21 protein-coding genes, 3 tRNA genes and 1 pseudogene are annotated in these 22,460 nt (G+C 38.4%); 4 read left to right on the top strand and 21 right to left on the bottom strand.

The annotated features are described in order from the left end of the window. Positions 1–74: 74 nt before the first annotated feature. From lysS to LBYS11_RS00565, 17 genes and pseudogenes are all read right to left on the bottom strand, one after another. Entirely contained in the window at positions 75–1,577 is a 1,503-nt protein-coding gene (gene lysS, locus LBYS11_RS00645; RefSeq protein ID WP_175400778.1) for a lysine--tRNA ligase, read from the bottom strand. Positions 1,578–1,756: 179 nt separating this feature from the next. Further along, complete coding sequence (dusB, locus tag LBYS11_RS00640; RefSeq protein WP_103117258.1) at positions 1,757–2,797, bottom strand: tRNA dihydrouridine synthase DusB; 1,041 nt, start codon at positions 2,795–2,797, stop codon at positions 1,757–1,759. Between the two features lie 87 nt (positions 2,798–2,884). Continuing rightward, positions 2,885–3,397: a 2-amino-4-hydroxy-6-hydroxymethyldihydropteridine diphosphokinase gene (gene folK / locus LBYS11_RS00635; protein WP_054548584.1), complete on the bottom strand. Its 513-nt coding sequence runs from the start codon at positions 3,395–3,397 to the stop codon at positions 2,885–2,887. Next, entirely contained in the window at positions 3,397–3,762 is a 366-nt protein-coding gene (folB, locus tag LBYS11_RS00630) for a dihydroneopterin aldolase (protein ID WP_103117257.1), read from the bottom strand. The genes folK and folB overlap by 1 nt, the downstream gene beginning before the upstream one ends. Beyond that, positions 3,762–4,615 (bottom strand): annotated as a pseudogene (gene folP / locus LBYS11_RS00625) (dihydropteroate synthase). Before folP ends, folB begins: the two are co-directional and overlap by 1 nt. Before the next feature lie 13 nt (positions 4,616–4,628). Then, positions 4,629–5,468: an aminodeoxychorismate lyase gene (pabC, locus tag LBYS11_RS00620; RefSeq protein WP_103117256.1), complete on the bottom strand. Its 840-nt coding sequence runs from the start codon at positions 5,466–5,468 to the stop codon at positions 4,629–4,631. Next, a complete protein-coding gene (gene pabA, locus LBYS11_RS00615) occupies positions 5,469–6,050 on the bottom strand; it encodes an aminodeoxychorismate/anthranilate synthase component II (RefSeq protein ID WP_048395320.1) in 582 nt (193 codons plus the stop codon). Further along, positions 6,047–7,456, bottom strand: a complete 1,410-nt coding sequence (gene pabB / locus LBYS11_RS00610) for an aminodeoxychorismate synthase, component I (RefSeq protein ID WP_369823949.1) — start codon at positions 7,454–7,456, stop codon at positions 6,047–6,049. The genes pabA and pabB overlap by 4 nt, the downstream gene beginning before the upstream one ends. Before the next feature lie 149 nt (positions 7,457–7,605). Then, positions 7,606–8,535 carry a cysteine synthase A gene (gene cysK, locus LBYS11_RS00605; protein ID WP_004229133.1) on the bottom strand — a complete coding sequence of 310 codons (930 nt, stop codon included), beginning with the start codon at positions 8,533–8,535 and terminating at the stop codon, positions 7,606–7,608. A 248-nt stretch (positions 8,536–8,783) separates the two neighbouring features. Continuing rightward, positions 8,784–9,755 carry a peptidyl-prolyl cis-trans isomerase gene (locus tag LBYS11_RS00600; protein WP_048395323.1) on the bottom strand — a complete coding sequence of 324 codons (972 nt, stop codon included), beginning with the start codon at positions 9,753–9,755 and terminating at the stop codon, positions 8,784–8,786. Beyond that, the gene (gene hslO / locus LBYS11_RS00595) at positions 9,739–10,620 is read right to left on the bottom strand and encodes an Hsp33 family molecular chaperone HslO (RefSeq protein WP_009373570.1); all 882 of its coding nucleotides are present in this window, start codon (positions 10,618–10,620) and stop codon (positions 9,739–9,741) included. The genes LBYS11_RS00600 and hslO overlap by 17 nt, the downstream gene beginning before the upstream one ends. A 21-nt stretch (positions 10,621–10,641) precedes the next feature. Continuing rightward, a complete protein-coding gene (locus LBYS11_RS00590) occupies positions 10,642–11,409 on the bottom strand; it encodes a type III pantothenate kinase (protein WP_048395343.1) in 768 nt (255 codons plus the stop codon). Positions 11,410–11,660: 251 nt separating this feature from the next. Then, the gene (locus tag LBYS11_RS00585) at positions 11,661–12,494 is read right to left on the bottom strand and encodes an aldo/keto reductase (protein ID WP_103117255.1); all 834 of its coding nucleotides are present in this window, start codon (positions 12,492–12,494) and stop codon (positions 11,661–11,663) included. Positions 12,495–12,647: 153 nt separating this feature from the next. Further along, entirely contained in the window at positions 12,648–14,675 is a 2,028-nt protein-coding gene (gene ftsH / locus LBYS11_RS00580; RefSeq protein WP_048395325.1) for an ATP-dependent zinc metalloprotease FtsH, read from the bottom strand. 281 nt (positions 14,676–14,956) lie between these two features. Beyond that, positions 14,957–15,499, bottom strand: coding sequence for a hypoxanthine phosphoribosyltransferase (hpt, locus tag LBYS11_RS00575; protein WP_004229145.1), 543 nt, complete (start codon positions 15,497–15,499; stop codon positions 14,957–14,959). Between the two features lie 67 nt (positions 15,500–15,566). Next, positions 15,567–16,973, bottom strand: a complete 1,407-nt coding sequence (gene tilS, locus LBYS11_RS00570) for a tRNA lysidine(34) synthetase TilS (protein ID WP_103117254.1) — start codon at positions 16,971–16,973, stop codon at positions 15,567–15,569. A 29-nt stretch (positions 16,974–17,002) separates the two neighbouring features. After that, on the bottom strand, positions 17,003–19,396 hold the full coding sequence (locus LBYS11_RS00565; RefSeq protein ID WP_004229149.1) for a SpoIIE family protein phosphatase: 2,394 nt from the start codon (positions 19,394–19,396) through the stop codon (positions 17,003–17,005). Between the two features lie 419 nt (positions 19,397–19,815). On the opposite strand from LBYS11_RS00565, the gene LBYS11_RS00560 reads away from it, so the two are divergent. From LBYS11_RS00560 to LBYS11_RS00545, 4 genes are all read left to right on the top strand, one after another. Next, positions 19,816–19,890: transfer RNA gene (locus tag LBYS11_RS00560), tRNA-Gly, on the top strand. An 11-nt stretch (positions 19,891–19,901) separates the two neighbouring features. After that, positions 19,902–19,978, top strand: a tRNA-Met gene (locus tag LBYS11_RS00555). A 4-nt stretch (positions 19,979–19,982) separates the two neighbouring features. Beyond that, positions 19,983–20,054, top strand: a tRNA-Glu gene (locus tag LBYS11_RS00550). A gap of 165 nt (positions 20,055–20,219) precedes the next feature. Next, a complete protein-coding gene (locus LBYS11_RS00545; protein WP_103117253.1) occupies positions 20,220–20,471 on the top strand; it encodes a hypothetical protein in 252 nt (83 codons plus the stop codon). Positions 20,472–20,557: 86 nt separating this feature from the next. Here LBYS11_RS00545 and LBYS11_RS00540 read toward each other — a convergent pair whose 3' ends face one another. From LBYS11_RS00540 to yabP, 4 genes are all read right to left on the bottom strand, one after another. Next, positions 20,558–20,995 carry a S1 domain-containing RNA-binding protein gene (locus LBYS11_RS00540; protein ID WP_048395331.1) on the bottom strand — a complete coding sequence of 146 codons (438 nt, stop codon included), beginning with the start codon at positions 20,993–20,995 and terminating at the stop codon, positions 20,558–20,560. A gap of 134 nt (positions 20,996–21,129) precedes the next feature. Beyond that, positions 21,130–21,534, bottom strand: coding sequence for an FtsB family cell division protein (locus tag LBYS11_RS00535; protein WP_048395333.1), 405 nt, complete (start codon positions 21,532–21,534; stop codon positions 21,130–21,132). Between the two features lie 17 nt (positions 21,535–21,551). Further along, positions 21,552–22,043: a spore cortex biosynthesis protein YabQ gene (gene yabQ, locus LBYS11_RS00530; RefSeq protein ID WP_048395335.1), complete on the bottom strand. Its 492-nt coding sequence runs from the start codon at positions 22,041–22,043 to the stop codon at positions 21,552–21,554. Then, positions 22,040–22,339: a sporulation protein YabP gene (gene yabP, locus LBYS11_RS00525; RefSeq protein WP_004229167.1), complete on the bottom strand. Its 300-nt coding sequence runs from the start codon at positions 22,337–22,339 to the stop codon at positions 22,040–22,042. The genes yabQ and yabP overlap by 4 nt, the downstream gene beginning before the upstream one ends. Positions 22,340–22,460: the final 121 nt, after the last annotated feature.

Genomic DNA, 22,460 nt, shown 5'->3' with positions numbered 1-22,460 from the left:
CACCTATCCTGTGAATTCTCCTCTTAATTCATTGAATGCTCTTTAGCAGCTCTATAAAGAGCCTACGCAGTAATTTATTTTGTAATATGACGCATTGTTGGGAACAATAATACATCACGAATTGATGGTGAATTTGTTAGTAGCATAATTAAACGGTCAATACCTATACCTAAACCACCTGTTGGAGGCATACCGTATTCTAATGCTTCAATGAAATCATTGTCCATTTCATGTGCCTCATCATTACCTGCTTCTTTTTCTGCTAATTGTGCTTCAAAGCGTTGGCGTTGGTCGATAGGGTCATTTAACTCTGTGAAGGCATTGGCGTGCTCACGACGAACGATAAATAACTCAAAGCGATCTGTAAAACGCTCGTCCTCTGGATTTTTCTTCGCAAGAGGTGAAATTTCTACAGGGTGACCATATACAAATGTAGGCTGTACAAGCGTCTCTTCTACTTTCTGTTCGAAGAATTCATTGATAATATGACCTACTTCGTGAACATCCTTCACTTCAACTCCATGCTCTTTAGCAAGTGCTTGTGCTTGTTCTTTTGTCATCGGCTGCCAGAAGTCTACACCTGTTGCCTCTTTTACAGCGTCAACCATATGAACTCGTTTCCAGCCTACAGCAAGGTTGATTTCATCTTCACCATATTGAACAGAAGTTGTACCGAGAACTTCTTGAGCAACATGTGCAATAAGGTTTTCAGTTAGAGACATGATATCTTGATAATCAGCATATGCTTCATATAGTTCAATCATTGTAAATTCAGGGTTGTGGCGTGTAGAAATCCCTTCATTACGGAACACACGTCCGATCTCGTAAACTTTCTCTAAACCACCAACTATTAAACGTTTTAAATGCAATTCGATGGCAATTCGCATATATAATTCCATATCAAGGGCATTGTGATGCGTAATAAATGGACGAGCTGCTGCGCCACCTGCAATTGTGTGAAGCATTGGTGTTTCTACTTCTAAGTATCCAGCATTATCTAAATAATTTCGGATTGCACGAATAATTTTCGAACGCGTGATAAATGTCTTTTTGCTATCTTCGTTTGTCATTAAATCTAGATAACGTTGGCGATAACGTTGCTCAACATCCTGTAAGCCGTGGAATTTCTCTGGCATAGGACGTAGCGCTTTTGTAAGGAATGTGAATTCCTCAGCCTTTACAGAAAGTTCTCCTACTTGTGTACGGAACACGTTACCACGCACACCCACGATATCTCCTAAATCAGCTTGTTTAAATAATTCATACGCTTCTTCGCCTACATGATCTTGACGAACATAAATTTGAATTTGACCATTTAAATCTTGAATATGTGCAAAGCCAGCTTTTCCTTTACCACGTTTCGTCATAATACGGCCCGCAATAATTACCTCTTGAAGGTTTTCCTCAAGCTGTTCTTTTGTTTGATCTGCAAATTGATCACGTACTTCTGTTGATAAATGTGTACGCTCAAAACGGCTTCCAAATGGGTCTTGTCCATTTTCTAGTATCGTTGTCATCTTTTGGCGTCTCACCAATAGTTGATCATTTAATTCTTCTATATTTGACACTTGTTTCACTCCTTAAGTAAATTGTCCGCGTTTACGTCCATAATATTTCTATTGTACACAATTTTAGTGCTGTAATCATCTGTTTCAATTTATTTTCAATCCAACACAAAATAATTAATAATTCTAAAAATTAAAAGTGCTGCTGAAAAGGCGCCTCTATCAAATTATAGAGACGCCCATAATAAAAACTATATCATTAATTCTTTAACTTCGGGAACAATCAATTTAGATTCGCTTTCTTCATACTCCAGTACAAGACTATTTAATAGTACCCGAAGTTCTGCCGCAGTTTCTGTTTGGTTAATAGCATTGCGGGCCTTACCATTACCTCGGATTCCTTTTAAATACCATGATGCATGCTTACGCATTTCCCGTACTGCAATTCCTTCTCCTTTTAATTGAAGAAGTCGTTCAAAGTGTAGTAAACATACGTCCATTTTTTCTCGTACACTTGGCTCTTCTTTTAATTCACCAGTTGCTAGGTATTGAACCGTACGATAGATCATCCATGGATTACCTAAAGCAGCACGTCCAATCATTACTGCATCTACACCTGTAGTTTCCAGCATACGTTTAGCATCTTGGGGTGTTTCCACGTCACCGTTACCCAGCACAGGGATGCTGACATTTTCCTTTACTTGACGAATATAATCCCAGTTCGCTTTACCCTCATACATTTGTACACGTGTACGACCATGAACTGCTACTGCAGCTGCACCTGCCCGCTCAACAGCTTGAGCGTTTTCAATCGCAAAGATATGTTCTTCATCCCAACCAATACGCATTTTTACGCTAACAGGCTTTTTAACAGCATCCACAACAGCCGCTACCATCTCATATACTTTATTAGGATCAAGTAGTAAACGTGCTCCCGCTTCACATTTTATAATTTTATTAACAGGACACCCCATGTTGATATCAATAATATCAGCAGTCGTATTTTCATCCACATATTTCGCTGCTTCCACTAAGGTTTCTTTATCTCCACCAAAGATTTGCAGTGAAAGAGGATTTTCACGTTCATCGATATAAAGCATACCTAATGTTTTTTCATTTTTTTGGACAATGCCCTTATCACTAATCATTTCAGCATATACGAGACCTGCCCCAAACTCCTTAACCGTTAATCGGAAAGCAGAGTTACAAATCCCAGCCATTGGCGCTAATACTACTCGGTTGTCCATGACAATATCGCCAATTTGAAATGGCTTCTCTGTTGACTGACTCAACGTTTTTCTTCCTCCTCTATAGGCTTTACCTATTTTCTCTATCTATCGTTAATGCTATACGCTGATAATTCATTCCTATACAAATACTTAATTCACCGCTGACGGCTCATTAAAGTGGTTCCAGAAGATTACGCCTTCCTTTTCACAATCCATTTGCTGTAACAGATCATGCGCTTGTTGTAGCTGTTCATCGAAAGGTGATGGTGTGATCTCTACAAGTGGTACTAGGACGAACGCTCGCTCGTACATTCTTGGATGAGGAACAATTAAGTTCTCCGTTTCAATATTCTCTTGATTGTAAAGTAAAATGTCAAGATCAATAACTCTTGGGCCCCAGCGGAATTCTCTTACACGCCCTAATTCCCGTTCGATTTCTTGGCAAATATTCAACATCTCAACAGACGATATAGCTGTTTTTAGATGAACAGCTATATTCAAAAAATCGGCCTGATCCGTATAACCTACAGCAGCTGTTTCAAAAACAGATGAAACACGAATCAACTCTAGTTCCTTCTTTTCTTTTAAAAGGTCTACTGCATGCTGAAGATTCTCATATCTCTCCCCCATATTTGTTCCGATAGATAAATAGACATCCTTCATTAGATATCCCCCCTCGTAACCTCAACAGAGACTTCTTTATAATAACCATGAATAGGTGGGTCTGGTTTAATAAGCTCTACACGAACTCCTTTTACTTTATCAGGATAGGTTGCTAAAATCACATTTGCTATTTTCACAACAAGAGCCTCAATAAGCTTAAACGGTTCACCCTCTACAATATCCCGACATAACGCATATACCTCTGCATAATTTACGGTATAAGAAAGATCATCCGTTTCACCGGCTTTTGTCATGTCTACTGCAAGCGAAACATTTGCTCGAAAGCGTTGGCCTAGAGTGGTTTCAGCTGCTAATACACCATGATAACCATAAAACTGCATGTCCTTTAAATGAATATAATCCATCACGCTTCCTCCTTAAACAAACGTTTACCCACTAATACATCCGTCATATATGTTGCCCGCGCCATTTCCTTTACATCATGAACTCTTATCATATGACAACCCTTTTCAATTCCATAAACCACTGTGGCGCTTGTCCCTTCAAGACGCTCCTCAACAGGTAAGTTTAAGACATTACCAATCATTGATTTACGTGATGTTGCTAATAATACGGGATAGCCCATAGCCACTAAATCCGATAAGTGTTGCATCATAGCTATATTTTGTGCAGTATTTTTAGCAAAGCCGATACCTGGGTCTAAGATGATATGATGATCGGGAACTCCCGCTCGCTGTGCAATGGCAATACTTTTTTCTAAATCTGCCTTTGCAGTCGTCCAAAAATCAACACCATAATCCATATTTTCACGGTTATGCATTAAAATGATTGGAACATGTAAGTCTGCAGCAACCTGAGCTATTTCTGGTTCTGCCTTTGCTCCCCAAATATCATTGATGATATGTGCGCCGGCTTCAATTGCGGCACGCGCCACACTTGCTTTATACGTATCAACTGAAATAATGACCTTTACTTCTTGTGCTAACGCTCGAATAACAGGCACGATGCGTGCAATTTCATCTTCATCTGAAATTCGTTCGTACCCAGGACGTGTAGACTCTCCACCTACATCGATAATTTTTGCTCCTTCACCCACCATTTTTTTGCTTGAGTAACTGCAGCCTCCACATTGTTATACTTTCCTCCATCAGAGAAGGAGTCCGGTGTAACATTTAGAATCCCCATAACAAATGTTTCTTGTCTATAGTCTAATGTAATACCATTAATCGTTAATGGTTTCGTATATTTTTCTAGCATGTAAACGCTCCTTCTATCCTCGTTCCACTTCTTGAACAAATGCGCTATGCAAAATGGAATAAATAGGTCCTTTATTGCCTAAAAATCGCTGGTTCGCCAAGCTACTAATAGGCACAAGTTCTTGTACTGAATTGGTAATGAAGCATTCCGTACTTTGTAGTAAATCCTCTTTTGTATAAAAGCCTTCCTGTACATCAAGGTTTAGCGCACTAGCCTTTTCTATAACCCATGCACGAATAATTCCTGGTAAAATACCTGTCTCCAAAGAAGGCGTATATAGTATATCATTTTTTATCCAAAATATATTTGATGTCACACCTTCAGCTACATAGCCTGATTCTGTTAAAAAGAAACCTTCTTGTTGAGCCAGTGATGGCATTTCAAAGCGACCAAGCACGTTATTGCCGTAATGGTGCGATTTAACACGAAATGCTTGTTCAGGTGTATTGCGTGGTATGGTAAGCCATTGTGCAAACTTTTCAGTACCACGCGGTGTGTCTTGAAGTTCCTTGCGAAAAATGATGGTATTAGGTTGTCTATATTCTGTTGGCTGTAATCCAATATTATGTTCACCCGCAGATACATTTAAACGGAAGTAACCATCCTGACCGCCAGCAAGTTGATTTAGTTGTTGCACAGCCTCAAGTAATACACTTTCAGGATAGTTTAAATGAATGTGATATTGTGATAAAGCATGCTGTAATCTTTCCATATGTGCTTCCCAGTAAAATACCTGACCACCATATGTTCGGAACGTTTCAAAAAATCCTAATCCATATAAAAATCCATGATCAAATGGCGAAATTCTCAGATCCTGGGCCGCCATATAGTTTCCGTTCATCCAGCACTGCATCTATTTCACTCCTTCTATATACATTTCTATAAATTGGCGAAGAAGTTGTTTCCCTTGCTCTGTCATAATGGATTCCGGATGATATTGTACACCCTCAATAGGATATTCCTTATGACGTAAACCCATAATTTCTCCTTCTTCTGTCCAAGCTGTTACTTCTAGACACGCTGGTAATGTCTCCTTTTCTACAATAAGAGAATGATAGCGAGTTGCTTGGAATGGATTTGGCATGCCTTTATGCAAACCCACTTCAGCATGCAGCACGGGTGATGTCTTCCCATGCATTAAACGTTCCGCTTGTATGACATGACCACCAAACACTTGTGCAAGCGCCTGATGTCCAAGACAAACTCCTAAAATCGGAATATTTCCCGCGAAATATTTAATAATGTTCAGGCTTTCCCCCGCCTCATTTGGACTACATGGCCCTGGAGAAATAACAATCATATCTGGCGAAAGTTGTTCTATTTCTTCTACTGTAATAACATCATTACGTTTTACTACTATGTCATGACCAAATTCACCCAAATATTGGACGATGTTATAAATAAATGAATCATAGTTATCGATCATCAAAATCATAATACTCGCTCCTCTGCCATTGCCTTTGCCTGCCACATTGCCTTCGCTTTATTTAAAGATTCCTGATACTCTCTTTCCGGAACAGAGTCAATGACAATGCCTGCTCCAGCTTGAATATGCGCAACCCCATCTTTTACAAACGCTGTACGGATTACAATATTAAACTCCATATCACCTGTAAAGCCTAGCCAGCCGATTGAGCCTGTATATAAACCACGTCGTACAGGCTCCAATTCTTCAATAATTTCCATAGTGCGAATTTTTGGCGCTCCTGTAATTGTCCCACCTGGGAACATCGCACGAATAACATCTGCATTCGTTTTACCTTCTGCTATTTCTCCACGCACATTCGAAACGATATGCATAACATGTGAATAGCGCTCAATGACCATAAACTCATCCACTTCCACTGTTCCATAGGTGGATACGCGTCCTAAATCATTGCGCTCTAAATCCACTAACATCACATGCTCAGCACGCTCTTTATCATTATCAATTAATTCTTGAGCCAACGCTAAATCTTCCTCTTCCGACTTCCCTCTTGGTCGAGTGCCAGCGATTGGTCTCGTCGACAACTCATTGCCTTGACGCTTGACTAGTAACTCTGGCGATCCAGAAACAACAGAAAAATCAGGTGCTTCAATATAAGCCATATATGGCGACGGATTAAACGCTCGTAGTGCCTCATAGACATCTAGTGCATTTGCATTGAGTTTCTTAGACTGACGAACAGATAAATTCACCTGAAAGACATCGCCTTGTGCGATATACGTTTGGATTTTTTTAACTGCTGCCTCGAAATCGCCGCCCGCAAATGAAACAAGCAACTCATTTTCATCATTCTTAACTTCTATAGCAGTTGTTTTCTCAAATTTGCGCGCGTCTAATCCAGCCTGTGCAGCAACCTGCCAGATGTTAGCCCATTCTTCCAAGTTAACCTCATTCTCTTCTAACTTCATAAGTGTCACTGTATTCGTTTTCACATCATGTACGGCCCAGCAATCAAAGATATAATAATAGATATCAGGCACTTGTAAATCATCTGTTGCCGTATTAGGAAGCTCCTCGATTTTACGAGCATAATCATACGACACAAATCCAATAGCCCCTCCCTGAAAAACAGGTAGCTCTGCATTATAAGAAACCTGATATTCTGCCACAAGCTCTTCCAGTAAGTCGAGGGACTCCCCTTGTAAAACTTCCTGTCTGCCGTTTCTCCAATTTACGAAAAGCCCACCCTCTACTGATCGTGCGGTAGCTAATGGATTCCACGCAGCTATTGAAAAATGTCCACCACGTCCACTCTCTAAAAACACATGCGCTTGCTGCGTCTCTGTCTGCCTTTTATAGCTATAAAAAAATGAATCTGCATCCATCGTTAATGTTTTTGTAAGTATTGTTTTCAAGTTATTTTTCCCCTTTAAACATATGATGTGATTCCATCTTAACTTGATTATTACATAGAAGCGAATGTTTTTATAATTTTCATAGTGCCCTAGTTTTCACACTAAAAAAGGGCCCCTTTATAAAGGAGCCCTTACATAAAAAAATTGAATTAGTCTTCAAATTGATATAAAGGTGTTGATAGATAACGTTCACCATTAGAAGGTACAATAGCAAGGACATTCGAACCCTTACCTAAACGTTTTGCCGCTTCAATTGCAGCATAGATTGCAGCACCAGATGAAATACCACATAGGATTCCTTCTTCACGTGCTACTTTACGTGCTACTTCAAAAGCAACCTCATTCTCAACAGGGAATACTGAAGAATAGACTTCTGTATCTAAAACTGCTGGTACAAATCCAGCGCCAATTCCTTGAATTTTATGAGGCCCTGGTTGACCACCAGAAAGAACTGGTGAATCCTTTGGTTCAACTGCAATGATTTCAATGTTTGGATACTTTTCTTTTAAGACCGCACCAGCACCAGTAATTGTACCACCAGTGCCGACACCAGCTACAAAAGCATCGAGTGTCAGGCCATCAAATGCTTCTACAATTTCTGGGCCTGTTGTTAAACGGTGAATTACCGCGTTCGCAGGATTTGTAAATTGTTGTGGTAGGAAGTAGCCATGTTCTTCAGATAGTTCTTCTGCTTTAGCAATTGCACCTTTCATACCTGCTGGACCAGGTGTTAATACAAGCTCTGCACCATAAGCACGTAATAAATTACGACGCTCTAAGCTCATAGTTTCTGGCATAACTAGAATGGCTTTATAACCTTTAGCAGCTGCAATCATTGCAAGACCAATACCTGTATTACCAGATGTCGGCTCAATAATCGTACCACCAGGTTTTAATGTCCCGTCTTTTTCCGCAGCTTCAATCATAGCTAAAGCTAGACGGTCTTTCACCGAGCTTCCCGGATTAAAATATTCTAATTTTACATACACAGTACCTTCATTTTCACTTGTTGCATGATTTAATTTTACAATTGGTGTTTTACCAACTAATTCAGCTACCGAGTTTGCTAATCTACTCATTTACTAATCCACTCCCAATCCCTACTATTTTTATAGGTTTTACTTATTTTGTATTTTATCAATTTTTCCATTCGATTGTCAATAAATAAAACTAATATTTTCAGAATATTTATCATTGCTATGAAAAGGAAAAATCTTATCCTCACTAAAGAAAAAGAACCTGCATTTATTGGGTAATTCACTACGAATGCCTGTAAGTTTGATCAGACTCATTTTACCCCGCAAAACCTGCAGACTCTTTTCATGTATTATTTTTCTTTTTTAGTCTCTCCATAATACCAAGTAGCATTAAATTCCGACCAAAATGCTTCTGGCGTAACAGATTGCGGTAATTGCTCTAAAGCTAATTCTCGCTCAATATGTTCTTTCACATCGTCATATGTAAAGGATTGTCCTTCTAATATCTCTTGTACTTGAACAATGCCATAATGACCATTATCTAACTTAAAGGCTTTACTTACCTCATCTGCCTTTAGTGATTTTACAGTATTAATAATTGCAGGGTCTACATTTTCCTGATTTTCTGTAAGGAAACCAATATCCCCTCCTAAACTCGCTGAAGCACTATCAACAGAAATTTCTCGTGCCAGCACTGTAAAATCAGAGCCATTTTTTAATTCACCCAGTGCCTCATCAGCAGCTTTTTTTGAATCGACCTCAATAAAATTCGTACGATAGCTTGTTTTTGTATTATATAAGCCTTGATTTTCCTCATAATACTTTTCAACGTTTTCTTCCTCTATCACTACATCTTTAGTGAGTACCTTATCCAATATAAGCTGTGATCGAATCTTTTGGCGTAGTTGCTCTGCCGAAAGATTTTGCATGGCTGTATCATACTTATCTTGAGCAGATCGCATTAACGCTAATTCAAGATCAATTTCTTTATCAGTAACTTTAATTTTATATGTTTTTGCGGCCTTTTCCATTACCGTTTCATTTACTAAATTTTGGAGTGTTTCTTTACCATATCGTTCTTCCATAGCAATCATCCACTCTTGGCGTGTGATAACATCCCCGTCAATGGCAGCGACTTGTTCGTCGCTACCAATTTCCTGACCTTTGTTAGGGATCAACCAACTAATGAACCATAATACATTTCCTAATAACAAAACGGCTATGACAGCTAAAGCAGGCTTTGTCTTTAAACGACGTTGCAATAAAGGAGTTTGGTTTGGTGTTACATTGGTTGAAGGTCGCCGATTACGCGTTGAGCTCATCGATAAACCCTTCTAGCTCATCTTTAGAAAAGCTATATGTCTCTAAGCAGAAGTGACATTGTGCCTCTGCACCGCCGTCCTCATCAATCATTTCTCTAATCTCTGCTGTTCCTAGACCTAAAATTGCCGCACCAAACCGCTCTTTTGAACATTGACATTTAAATTCAACTGGCATGGAATCTAAAATTTGTAGATGTCCATTTCCTAATACAGCTTCTAAAATTTGCTCTGGTGTAAAGCCTTTTTCAATCATTTTGGAAACAGGCTCTATTGTAGCAAGGTGTTGCTCAATTTCAGTTATCGTTTCTTCCTCACAACCTGGCATTAATTGAAGTATAAATCCGCCAGCTGCAAGAATAGTGTTGTCTGGATTAACTAATACGCCTAAACCTACAGATGATGGTACTTGCTCAGATGTAGCAAAATAATAAGTAAAATCTTCAGCAATTTCGCCTGAAACAATTGGTGTTTGTCCTGAAAACATATCTCTTAAACCAAGGTCTTTAACAATTGTAAGAGCACCTTCTGTTCCAACACCTGCTCGAACATCTAGCTTACCTTGCTCGTTTAAATCAAAGTGTACATGAGGGTTTGTCACAAATCCACGCACTTCTCCATGTGCATTACTATCAATTACCATTGGGCCAATTGGACCGTTGCCCTCAATTTTAATAGTGATTTTCTCTTCACCTTTTAGCATGGCTCCCATCATAACTGCCGCTGTCATTGAACGACCTAAAGCTGCTGATACAACTGGCCATGTATCGTGACGGCGTTGCACTTCTCCTACTGTGGCTGTTGTACGTGCTGCAAACACACGAACTTGTCCATTAAATCCTAAACCTCTTACTAAATAATCACTCATAAATGGAATGTCCCTCATTTCCTATTGGTTACGTTTATAGAGCTTATATAAACCCTTTAACGTTAAAAATGGATCTACAACATCTATAATTTGTGTCTCCCCTGCAATTAGATTTGCTAATCCACCTGTAGCAATAACTAATGGCTCCTCTTTACTTTGTGCTTTTATACGATTAACAATGCCCTCAACTTGCCCGACAAAGCCATAAAAAATTCCCGCCTGCATGGCAGAAACGGTCGTTTTCCCCACGATATGTGTAGGACGAACGATTTCAATACGCGGCAATCTTGCAGCCTGTGTATAAAGAGCCTCTGTAGAAATAGTGATGCCTGGCGCAATAGCTCCACCCATGTAATCGCCCTTTTCGTTCAAATAACAATAGGTTGTTGCTGTCCCAAAATCAACTATGATACAAGGGGCCTTATATAAATCTAGAGCTGCTATGGCATTCACTATGCGATCAGACCCAACCTCACGAGGATTTTCGTATTTAATATTTAAACCTGTTTTCACACCTGGTCCTACTATCAATGGCTTTTTTCGAAAATACTTCTGGCACATCGCCTCTAGTGAAAACATAATTGGTGGCACAACTGAGGATATAATAATGCCTGTTATTTGTTCAAATGAAATGCCTGCATGATTAAAAAATGAAAGAACTTGCATGGCATATTCATCTTCTGTTTTATGAAGATCCGTCACCATACGCCAATGGAAGGCTAATTGATCGTTGTCATCATAGACACCTAATACAATATTGGAATTCCCTGCATCTAAAACTAAAATCAAGAATGACACCTCCCATGTCGTCATTGTAACTTTCACAATCCCCATATTACAATATTCTCTCTAACTGGAATGAGGATAAAACACTTTAGAAAATGATACCATACTTTTTATCTTGATTCAGCAGATGTTGTTTGTACTGGAGGGATAGTCTTAAGTACATCACCTTCTACTACAGGTGGAGATAAATACCTATACATGTTATCATCCTTCTTTAAAAAGAGGCCCCTTAAATATGGTAGCCTCTCTTACAATCATTTGAAATTAAATTTTTCTGGATCTGGACCACAACGTAGTCCATCGTTCATTGCATCTACCTGTGTCATTTCTTGCTCAGTTAACGTAAAATCAAAAACAGCTAGGTTTTCAGTCATACGTGCAGGTGTCATCGTTTTTGGAATCGTGACAACATCATGTTGCACATCATAGCGTAATACAATCTGTGCAGGCGTTTTGCCATATTTAGATGCTAGCTCTTGAATCAATGCCTCTTCCAGTAGAGAACCATTCATCAACGGAGACCATGCCTCTACCTGTATGCCCTTATCCTTACAGTAGGCACGTACTTCCTCCTGTATTAAATGCGGATGGAATTCAATTTGATTTATAACAGGGACGACAGTCGTTTCCTTCAAAAGGCTTTCCAAATGGTGTACGTGGAAATTACTAACACCAATTGAACGTACTCGACCATCTTGATAAATCTTTTCTAGTGCTTTATAAACTTCAATATAATTTTGGTCTATTCCAGGCCAATGTACTAAATATAAATCTAAATAGTCTAATCCTATTTTTTCTAGACTGCTGTCATATGCCGCAAGTGTTTCTTCATAGGAAAGTCCATCGTTCCAAACTTTTGATGTGATAAATAATTCTTCACGAGTTACCAAGCCTTCTTCAATGGCTGCTCGTATTCCTCGTCCAACACTTTCTTCGTTTCGATATACTTGTGCTGTATCAATACTACGATAGCCTTTTGCTATAGCTGTTTTGACTGCTTCAGCTAGGTCATCTCCTTCGGGTACTCGAAAGACACCATAACCAACCAAAGGCATTTTAAGACCATTATTCAATACAACATTTCCCACGCATATACACTCCTATCTTTTTTGGCTAACATCTCTCTAAATGGCAGAGTTGCATGCAGCTTGTCTTTTTTACTACTCTATCCTAATGCTTATTAGTAAGAAAAGGCAAAGAAAAAGACTGCTTACTGAACTAGTAAACAGTCTTCCCTATTTTTAATCACGTTTTTCATCGATACCCTTAGGTGCATCATTCGGTTCTTTACGTTCTTTTGCTAAATCCAAAGTTGTTGGATTTGACTCTTTACTTAGTAGCTCTTTTTCAACAACTGGTTCGCCAATAGTATCTAATGTAGGCTTTGCTTCAATCTTTGGAGTGTTCTCCTCAATTTTTTCTGCAGCCTCTGGTTCCGGTAACACACCGTGATCACGTAAATGCTCAATTTCTTGTGCATTTAATGTTTCTTTTTCCATTAGTGTATTGGCAATTAAATCAAGCAGGTGACGTTTTTCCGTAAGGATACGCTTAGTACGCTCATATTGTGTATCAATTATTTTTTGCATTTCTTTATCAATTTCATAGGCTATTGAATCAGAATAGTTCTGGTCAGAATTAAAGTCGCGGCCAAGGAATACATTCCCACCTTGACTTGAACCAAATTGCATAGCTCCAAGATTCTCACTCATTCCGTATTCAGTAACCATTGCACGGGCAATGCTTGTAACCTTTTGGAAATCGTTATGTGCTCCAGTAGAAACTTCACCAAGAACAATTTCTTCAGCTACACGACCACCCAGAAGACCTGCAATACGATCTAAAAGCTCTTGCTTTGTCGTAAAGAAGCGCTCTTCCTTCGGTAACATAATCGCATATCCACCCGCTTGCCCACGAGGAACAATTGTTACTTTGTGTACTGTATCAGCCTCATCTAGCTCAAGACCAACGACTACGTGGCCGGCTTCATGGAAGGATACCAGTTTCTTCTCTTTCGCAGAATATACGCGACTGGCTTTTGCAGGACCAGCGATTACTCGGTCTGATGCTTCATCAATATCTGCCATATTTATAGTGCGCTTACTTTTTCGAGCCGCTACAAGCGCTGCTTCGTTTAGTAGATTTTCTAAATCCGCACCTGAGAAACCTGGCGTACGTTGAGCAACAGCTGCTAAATCAACTGTATCTGCTAAAGGCTTATTACGTGCATGTACTTTAAGAATTGCCTCACGTCCTTTTACATCAGGATGACCTACTGTAATTTGACGGTCAAAACGACCTGGACGTAATAATGCTTTATCTAAAATATCCGGGCGGTTTGTTGCGGCAATGATAATAATCCCTTCATTGGCACCGAAACCATCCATTTCAACTAATAACTGGTTTAATGTTTGTTCACGCTCATCATGGCCTCCACCGAGACCAGCACCACGTTGACGACCTACTGCATCAATTTCATCGATAAAGATGATACATGGAGCATTTTTCTTAGCATTTTCAAATAGATCTCGGACACGAGAAGCCCCAACACCGACAAACATTTCTACGAAGTCAGAACCTGAGATAGAGAAGAATGGAACACCTGCTTCACCTGCTACTGCTCGTGCAAGTAATGTTTTACCTGTACCTGGAGGACCTACAAGTAAGATACCCTTTGGAATACGGGCACCAATTTCAGTGAATTTGCGGTGGTCTTTTAAGAATTCTACCACTTCAACAAGTTCTGCTTTCTCTTCATCAGCACCTGCTACATCTGTAAAACGCACTTTTTTCTTTTGATCATCATACAGTTTAGCTTTGCTTTTACCAAAGCTCATCACTTTATTACCGCCACCCTGAGATTGACTCATTAGGAAGAAGAATAAGAAAATGATGATAATGAAAGGAATAATTCCTGTAAAGAATTGAATCCATCCACTTGTTTCTGGTGCTGCTAAAAAACTAATATTACTATTTTTATCCTTAGCAGCCTCATCGATGCGGTCCATTAAAGATTGGTTTTCACGAGGGATGTTTGTAGTAAAACTTTCCCCTTTTTCATACCCCTTCAGTGTTCCTTCAACGACGTAAACTGATTTATCAGGTTGAATTGTAGCACTTGTTATTTCTTTCTTATCTAGAGCTTCTTGAAACTCATGATAAGTTAATTCTTTCGTTGGTGAATTTCCACCATTGAAAGTACCAAAAATACCGATAATCACTAGGAAAATCAGTAGATAGAATATGGTATATCGAAATATTCGATTCATCTCCAGCCTCCTCATTACAAACAGAAAAATTATAAGTAAAATCTTAACATATCATGATTTCATCATACAACGAAAAGCCCTACTTAAAAAATGTTTCGTTCACTTATTGCCGTTATCACAACAGTTTTTAGGCCATCTTTATATGTCCCAGCGTAATTGTACCTGTTCCTCGGGCTCGATATAGCTAAACATTGTGTCAAGATTTTGAATTATGTTAAACATAACTAAAAATACGTGACTTGCGCTGGAGACCTTTACTTTTTATAGCTGGTCTTTTGTTCTTAGAAAGAATATACCTCAGGCTTTAAAATACCAATATAAGGTAAGTTACGATATTTTTCAGCGTAATCTAAGCCATATCCTACAACAAAGCCATCTGGCACTTCGAAACCAACATAGTCAGCAGATAAATTTACTTTTCGACCTGATGGTTTATCAAGTAATGTAACAATTTTAATGGACTTTGCTTTGCGATATTTAAATAAATCTACTAGATAGCTTAAAGTTAAACCACTATCAATAATGTCCTCGATAATTAATACGTCACGTCCCTCAACGCTTGTATTCAAATCCTTTAAAATCTTCACTTCACCAGATGACACAGTAGCATTACCATAGCTAGACACATCCATAAAATCAAGTTCGATGAAAGAATCGAAACGTTTCATTAGGTCTGTCATAAATGGCATTGCCCCTTTAAGTACGCCAACAGCTAATGGAAATGCATCTTTGTATTCCTCTGTTAATTGCGCGCCTAAGTCTGCAATTCTTTCTTGCAATTGTTCTTCTGTAATCATAATTTTTTCGATGTCGTTTTGTAACATATCGATTCCTCCTCGTGATGTATCAAAAAATCTTCACCCTATTTCGGTGAAATATTTTACAAAGACCTTAGTCTACGATGAGCACTGTATCATCGTTTGGTTGCGGAGTGGTTGAAAAAAATATTCCCATACGCACACCAATTACCGCTACCACCTCATCAGATTGAGAAATCAGTAACGGCCAGCTATTTCGCTCATTTAAAGGAATCTTTTCATCTATAAAAAGGCGAGATAAGCGTTTTGGCTGATCCATTCCTTTTAACAGCATTCTATCTCCATCCCTGCGTGCCCGAACATAAAACGGTAGGTGGAGTTTGCTAGCGTTAAAATAAAAAAGTTGTGCAGTATCCGTCAGCAATTCAGACGATAAATCATGCAAATTGACTACGCGTAAGCGCTCACCATTTGTCAGTGTTGTCCAGCCATTAGCAGTCGAAATAACCTGTTTCTCAGGAGAAGCTAGGCCTTCTAACGGCTCCTTTTTCTGAATCGTTAAATTTCCATAACGGCGAACTGCTAGAAAATCTTCAGGTAAGTGAATTTCAGCATACCCTGCTGTTGTATCACAAAGCTTTAAAATTGAAGTCAATAAGGCATAACTTTGTATCGTATTTGAATCTTTGTAAAGATAGTTTAATAGTATTAAAATGAGCCTCCTTTGTAAAGCAAGTGGTACCAATTGAAATGCCTCAATTTCCATGCGATATGTATTTTCATTATTTCTTATGATGATTTGGGAAAATACATCTTGGGCCAATGTCATTAAAAAGGTATCGTCTTCTTGCAATTGCTTTGTGAAATGGGTCACCTGTTCAGTCACTCGCGGATTCTCTGCCTCCAATAAAGGCACCACATGATGTCTAAAACGATTACGTACATAGGTATCTTTAGAATTGCTAGCATCTTCTCGATAATCTAAACCTTTTCTAAGTAAATATTCCCCTATTTCAGACTTTGTAACCGTTAAAAACGGACGAATTAATGATTTTCCTCCAAAAATTCTTTGAGGACGTATACCCTGCATGCTATTCATTGTTGCATTTTTTGTAAGGGCCATTAATACTGACTCCAGTTGGTCATCCGCATGATGTGCAGTTACAAGCTTATTAGCATTTGTTTTATGCAGAACTTCTTTGAAAAATTGATACCTTTCCCTACGACATATTAACTGTGTATTACCATTTTCCTGTGCCAGTATTGTAGGTATTGGAATTTCCTTGGCATGTAAGTAAACATCATTAGCGTCACAATATTTTTGAACAAAAGCCCTATCCTCAGCAGAAGCTTCTCCTCTCAACATATGATCAACATGTACGGCTTCCACCTGAATGTTCCAATGCTCCTGTGTTTGAATAAAGTAATGAAGTAAAGCCATAGAGTCTACCCCACCCGAAACGGCGATGAGAAGATGGTCGCCTTGCTGTAATAATTGCTCTTCTTCTATAAATGTTTTGACCTTTAATTCAAATGACAAACGCTTCTCCTCCCCTTTTCGTTGTTAGTTTAAGATGATTTACTCATTGAATACTGAGCTGGTCTAAAGACAGCCCATGTCGGTACAACATGTGTCACCTCTAACATTAATACTGTACAATCATCCTCTATTTCAAAATATCCTTGGAATGATTGCATAATGGTTGTTAGCTTTTCTTGAATCGTTTTATTTGTACTTGCTACCTGCTGTGCGAAAGCTAAAAATGTTTCCTCCTGTTCATCCCAATCAGCTACACTTGAGAACAGTCCATCTGAATGCATTAAAATAACATCACCTGCCTTCAGTTTTCTTTTTTCAGCTTCGACTGCTGAAATAGATAAGAATCCTACAGGTGCTGCATTACTTTCTACTTTCAGTACCTCTTTTCCACGCAAAATGTAGGTTGACATTCCACCCGCTTTCCACGACCACAAATCTCCATGCTGTAAATCGACAAGTGCAAAATCAAGGGTTGCATACATATCATCTTGCTGTTTTAATGCCATGACATAATGGAGCGTATGCATCGCAGTTTCGGGATTCATATTGTAATTTAGACACTCTCTCATTAAATGAATCAATTTTCTACTTTCATGTTGTGCTTCTTTACTTTGCCCCATACCATCAGACAGCAATATCGCAAATAATCCTGGATGCAATTGGAAAAGGGCATGAGAATCACCGGAATATAGTGTTGCATCTTTAGACATGCTATATATATCATACTCTACTTCAAAGCTAATAGCTGATCTAAAGCAAATTTGAACATGACGAAATGGTATTTCGCAGGCTACTACTTTTTCAATTTCAAAAGGTTCATCAAAAATTTCATAAAGAATCGGCAAAATCATACGTTCAGCTAATGTCGTATCTTTCTCCCAGTTGACACGTGCTGGTGCTAAGGCACAAACAATCTTTCTTGCCCCAGGCTTATTACTTAAGACATCAAGTTGAAAACATTCAATATTGGCTTCCTTTAAGCGCTCAACAATGTCCTTCTCAACACTTACAAAAGAAATTGTATCTTCCTTCATCTCAGCAATTAACTGATTTAAATGATTGCTCATATCTCGCAGTTGAAGGGCAATCATTTTTTTACCATGGAAATATTGCCCGTTAATTCGTTCTCTATAAAGTTCTGTATCCAATTCCTCAAAGATTTTCGTGGATTTCACACATTTATAGCGTATTTGTTCTTCAACACGATGAATAGCTGATTCCTTGCCTACTCCTTTCATATGAAACCAATCTGTCATCAGCTTGTCCATACCATTATTTTGCGCACCCCAGCAATGATCATAACGGAAACAACTTAAACAAGTATTCATTGGTGCTACTTCCTTTGCCGCTTCAACTGGTGCTGTCATAAAGCGATCAAACACAAGTTCCTTCATGAATTGCACAAAATGCTGAAAGTGCTCTAATTTATACGTTACATGTTCTGTTAACCAATTCTGTCGGGCTAGTAAAACCTCTTCTCGTTGTGGAAAGAGCTTGTCCCTTACCCTATCCGAATATTTCTTTGGAATGGTTAGAAATAAAATACTACCAATGGCAATTGAGGTGAAATAAACACTATCCAAGGGCAATGTGGCGTCATAAAATAAAAAAAAGACACTAGGTAAAATACTACCAATAGCAACGCCAAATCTACCACCTTTCGCTCCCATACCCGCACATAATCCAGTTAAGGTAGCCACCGAAAGCATACCGGTAAACGAAAGCTTGGCCACACCAATAAGCGTCCCTAGCACTGCTCCAATGACAGTTGCTAAAGGAACACTTCCAACCAATGCGCCAAAACAGATAAAGAGCTGAAGTAAAAAAATAGGGAGTGAAAAATAGCTTATTACAACCGTTTGCATTCCAGTAAGCATGGCTGCAAAGACGACTAATCCTGAACCTAGCTTTTCATATGTCCAATGCGTCGTAAACCATTCATACGAATTAACAAATAATACTTGCATAAACAATGTCATAATAAGAGCTAAAGCTGCTTCACAGCCCACATAAAATTGTACAAGCACTGGTGGTAAGCCTTGATACATCACCCCTTGCCACATTATTTGTACCAGTAATACAGCTAAAGACACAGCAATACTTTGGGGCAGTTGCCAGTAACGAAAACGCATAATACATTCATACAGGATAATTTGTAAAGCGAGAATTAGGACTTGTCCAAAGCCCAGGAAAAAGCAACCCGCTAAACTCCCAAATAATACGAATTTGGCATACTCCCTATATTTTGTTCGAATAATGGCCCAAAAAGGAACTGAGAACGGTACAGCCGCTTCAAATACAACAGATTGAGCTAAGAAAAAGGCGGTTAAAAAAAAGAGAGAGCCTATTAGGATCTGCTTCTTTTTCAAACCTATTTTTTGGTCATCTACATTCGTTGTATTATACCATTCAATACTTGTCATTTTAATTATCCCCTTTCCGCACTTTTGGTTATTATAAAAAATTATGTGTGGAAAGATTGTCTGACGTTGACAGAAAAAAATATAAATATTTCGACTAATAGCTATTCATAAATACGAGAACTGGCAACAATTTCTATAGTAAGAGGCTTTTGATCAATAGAAATATTGGAAAATTCAATTATTGAATCAATATAATAATTATTTACTATTCATCTTAAAGCCTAATTTGAAGGGATTTTATGTACTATTAATGGTTTGATTCAACTCTTCTCTAGGTTATATTTCTACGTAAGAACAAAAAATCCGCTAAAATATTCTTCTATAGTTAAATGTCCTGAAATATCTTTAAATATTTTTTCAAACCTACTTGACACTAGCACGATTGGCTTGTATTATTTAACTTGTTGCTTAAACGACATGCGGAAGTAGTTCAGTGGTAGAACACCACCTTGCCAAGGTGGGGGTCGCGAGTTCGAACCTCGTCTTCCGCTCCATTTCTAAATTTGGCGGCCTAGCTCAGCTGGCTAGAGCGTACGGTTCATACCCGTAAGGTCGGGGGTTCGATCCCCTCGGCCGCCACCATATAGGCCCGTTGGTCAAGTGGTTAAGACACCGCCCTTTCACGGCGGTAACACGGGTTCGAATCCCGTACGGGTCATCTCAAATAGGTATCTCAGAACTAGATTCTGAGATACCTATTTTTAATTTATCCATCTATCTACTTCTTTGCAAATTCTATCCGTCCGCTTAAGTAAAGCTATGTGACAGAATATAAAAGTATGGCATACTAGTAAAAACAACGTTTTTAGGAGGTTTAATTCCCTTGAGTGCATTAACAAAAGCTGCTTTAATTTGTGGAAGTGGCTCAATGATTATTCTTATTTCAATTCTAATAAACTTACCGTTTTTTGTTCAAATAATCTTATTGCTTGGTGGACTAGCTGTGAGTGTATATGGTGTTTCTTTACTTGTCAAAATGGTTATCCATCCTGTGAAGAAAGAATCCATTGGTCTTACCGATGAAAAAACGATAACACCCACAAAAAAGAAAAAGAGACCTTCTTCTACTTTATAGGTATATTAAAAAAGGGAGTAGCTTTTTAAAAAGCCACTCCCAACTCTATTTCATACACTTTTTCTACGATTAAAACAGTCAGCAAACTACCCTCTTCTAGCTCCGCGACCTCCGCGTTTTGATTCTGTAGCACGTTTAAGTGTTGCTAGACGTTCATCACTATCTTTTAAGAAGCGTGCCATTTTTTGCTCAAAATTTTCTTTTGGCTGGTGGCGTTCGTTGCGATCATTGGAACGATTATCACGACGTGGACGTGCTGGACGCTCTGGTCGCTCTGGTCTTTCAGCTTGAGGCTTTGCTTTACGGATTGAAAGACCAATCTTTCCGTCCGCTTCAACATTCATCACTTTTACTTCAACTTCATCTCCAACTTTTAGATGCTCATTGATATCTTTTACATAATTGTCAGCAACTTCACTAATGTGAACTAAGCCTGTTTTGCCATCTGGCAGCTCAACGAATGCTCCAAAATTTGTGATTCCTGTTACTTTACCTTGTACCTTGCTGCCTACTTCAATTGACATAAAAAAAATGCTCCTCCTTAAAAATTAAGCGACTCTTTTGAGCCATGTAATCAATTTAATCAAACTTTTTACTGCAATAAGCTTCTCTTTTCATTATATATAACAATAAAAGAGTGTCAACAATACATAGCTTTTCAGTCGTCTTTTTTATCTTCCTTATCTGGAATGATGAAAATAATCTCACCTTTTTCCGATAAGTAGTACTCTTTTCTTAATAGCTTTGCGATATATTCATCATCCTGCAATTGTTTGATTTTAAGATTTAATGTATCTTGTTCCTCTTTCAATTCAGTGAGATGCCGATTCGCTTCTTCTTTGGATTTCTCTTTTGCTGCTAATGTTTCATTCTGATGTGACAGCACATTTAAGAGAAGAGCAATAATAATGACTGGTACAATCGCAAAAAAGACAATACGACGCATCTTACGTTTTCGAGCCTGTTGTTTGCGATTTATAGCTCTATCCGTGTTACGGACATAGTCATTATCAAGCTTAGTGAAGTTTTGGGATTCATCATTTGATGAATGACGTCTAGTCATGTCCGCACCTCCGATAATTATTGTTGCTTTTTATTATACTTCAAATATCGTAATTTTTTAAAAAAAGTGTAGGACAAATACGAATAAATTTTGACAAAAGGTCTTATAACAAACATAACAATATTTATTAATAATTGCAAAATTTGTCGAATAACCGTAATTATGAAACGCACAATGAACCAAAAGGGTCTCCATGTTATATTCACCAAAATTCTAGCAACGAAACGTAAAAAGGTTTGAAAAAATGATTGATACAAAAAAATTCCGGCTATTTGCGCTAGCGGGTCGTAAGCCCGCCAAGCGCCATCTTTTAGCCAAAATAATAAATAGTATGTCAACCCTCCAAGTAGAATCCAAGTTATTAACTCAACAACCATCATCCACTTTCGAAGGCTTGACCTTTTTGGAGTTGAAAAAACAATAAGCCTTATACTATCAATTATGAAACCAACTGCTATACCGCTCAAAACCATGACAATTAATTGATAAAATTGTTCACTGACAATCATCCAAATAACTTATGAAGGAAACCTTTCGAGAAGCCACTTTCCTCCTCGTCGTACTGTAAGGTTTTTACAGTTCCTTCAAGTGTCAATAATCCTTTGTCAACATCTAAATGAACGATATGCAGTTCCTCTCCACGGATTAACAAGTGCCCTTGGGACGTCTTAATGAAAAACTCTTCCTGATCAAAGCGTTCAATTGATTTTACAGAAGTCATGTCCATTCTTTTACGATTACGAATCGTTAAAATATGCTCTCCAGATGGAATTGTGTAACGATTACTTTCTTGATGTAGCGTCATTTTTTTCCTCCTTTAGTCGTCCTAGCTTCTGTTCACTTTATGCGGACAACCTTCAAAGCATGACAACTTTATTTAAGTTGTGTCATACTTTCACCTACAAAAAGAAAGGCAGGACAACAAT

It is taken from the genome of Lysinibacillus sp. YS11 (assembly GCF_002896375.1).
Classification (GTDB): Bacteria; Bacillota; Bacilli; order Bacillales_A; family Planococcaceae; genus Lysinibacillus; species Lysinibacillus capsici.
This window is presented reverse-complemented; position numbering and strand designations above follow the sequence as displayed.

What these genes read in the sequence shown, in the direction of transcription:
- LBYS11_RS00540 (WP_048395331.1), bottom strand. Translation starts at nt 20,995, where the DNA reads ATGTCAATTGAAGTAGGCAGCAAGGTACAAGGTAAAGTAACAGGAATC.
- yabQ (WP_048395335.1), bottom strand. Translation starts at nt 22,043, where the DNA reads ATGATTGTCAGTGAACAATTTTATCAATTAATTGTCATGGTTTTGAGC.
- LBYS11_RS00535 (WP_048395333.1), bottom strand. Translation starts at nt 21,534, where the DNA reads ATGACTAGACGTCATTCATCAAATGATGAATCCCAAAACTTCACTAAG.
- hslO (WP_009373570.1), bottom strand. Translation starts at nt 10,620, where the DNA reads ATGAGTGATTATTTAGTAAGAGGTTTAGGATTTAATGGACAAGTTCGT.
- folB (WP_103117257.1), bottom strand. Translation starts at nt 3,762, where the DNA reads ATGGATTATATTCATTTAAAGGACATGCAGTTTTATGGTTATCATGGT.
- ftsH (WP_048395325.1), bottom strand. Translation starts at nt 14,675, where the DNA reads ATGAATCGAATATTTCGATATACCATATTCTATCTACTGATTTTCCTA.
- cysK (WP_004229133.1), bottom strand. Translation starts at nt 8,535, where the DNA reads ATGAGTAGATTAGCAAACTCGGTAGCTGAATTAGTTGGTAAAACACCA.
- LBYS11_RS00600 (WP_048395323.1), bottom strand. Translation starts at nt 9,755, where the DNA reads ATGAGCTCAACGCGTAATCGGCGACCTTCAACCAATGTAACACCAAAC.
- pabC (WP_103117256.1), bottom strand. Translation starts at nt 5,468, where the DNA reads ATGCAGTGCTGGATGAACGGAAACTATATGGCGGCCCAGGATCTGAGA.
- yabP (WP_004229167.1), bottom strand. Translation starts at nt 22,339, where the DNA reads ATGACGCTACATCAAGAAAGTAATCGTTACACAATTCCATCTGGAGAG.
- LBYS11_RS00565 (WP_004229149.1), bottom strand. Translation starts at nt 19,396, where the DNA reads ATGACAAGTATTGAATGGTATAATACAACGAATGTAGATGACCAAAAA.
- folK (WP_054548584.1), bottom strand. Translation starts at nt 3,397, where the DNA reads ATGAAGGATGTCTATTTATCTATCGGAACAAATATGGGGGAGAGATAT.
- pabA (WP_048395320.1), bottom strand. Translation starts at nt 6,050, where the DNA reads ATGATTTTGATGATCGATAACTATGATTCATTTATTTATAACATCGTC.
- hpt (WP_004229145.1), bottom strand. Translation starts at nt 15,499, where the DNA reads ATGTTACAAAACGACATCGAAAAAATTATGATTACAGAAGAACAATTG.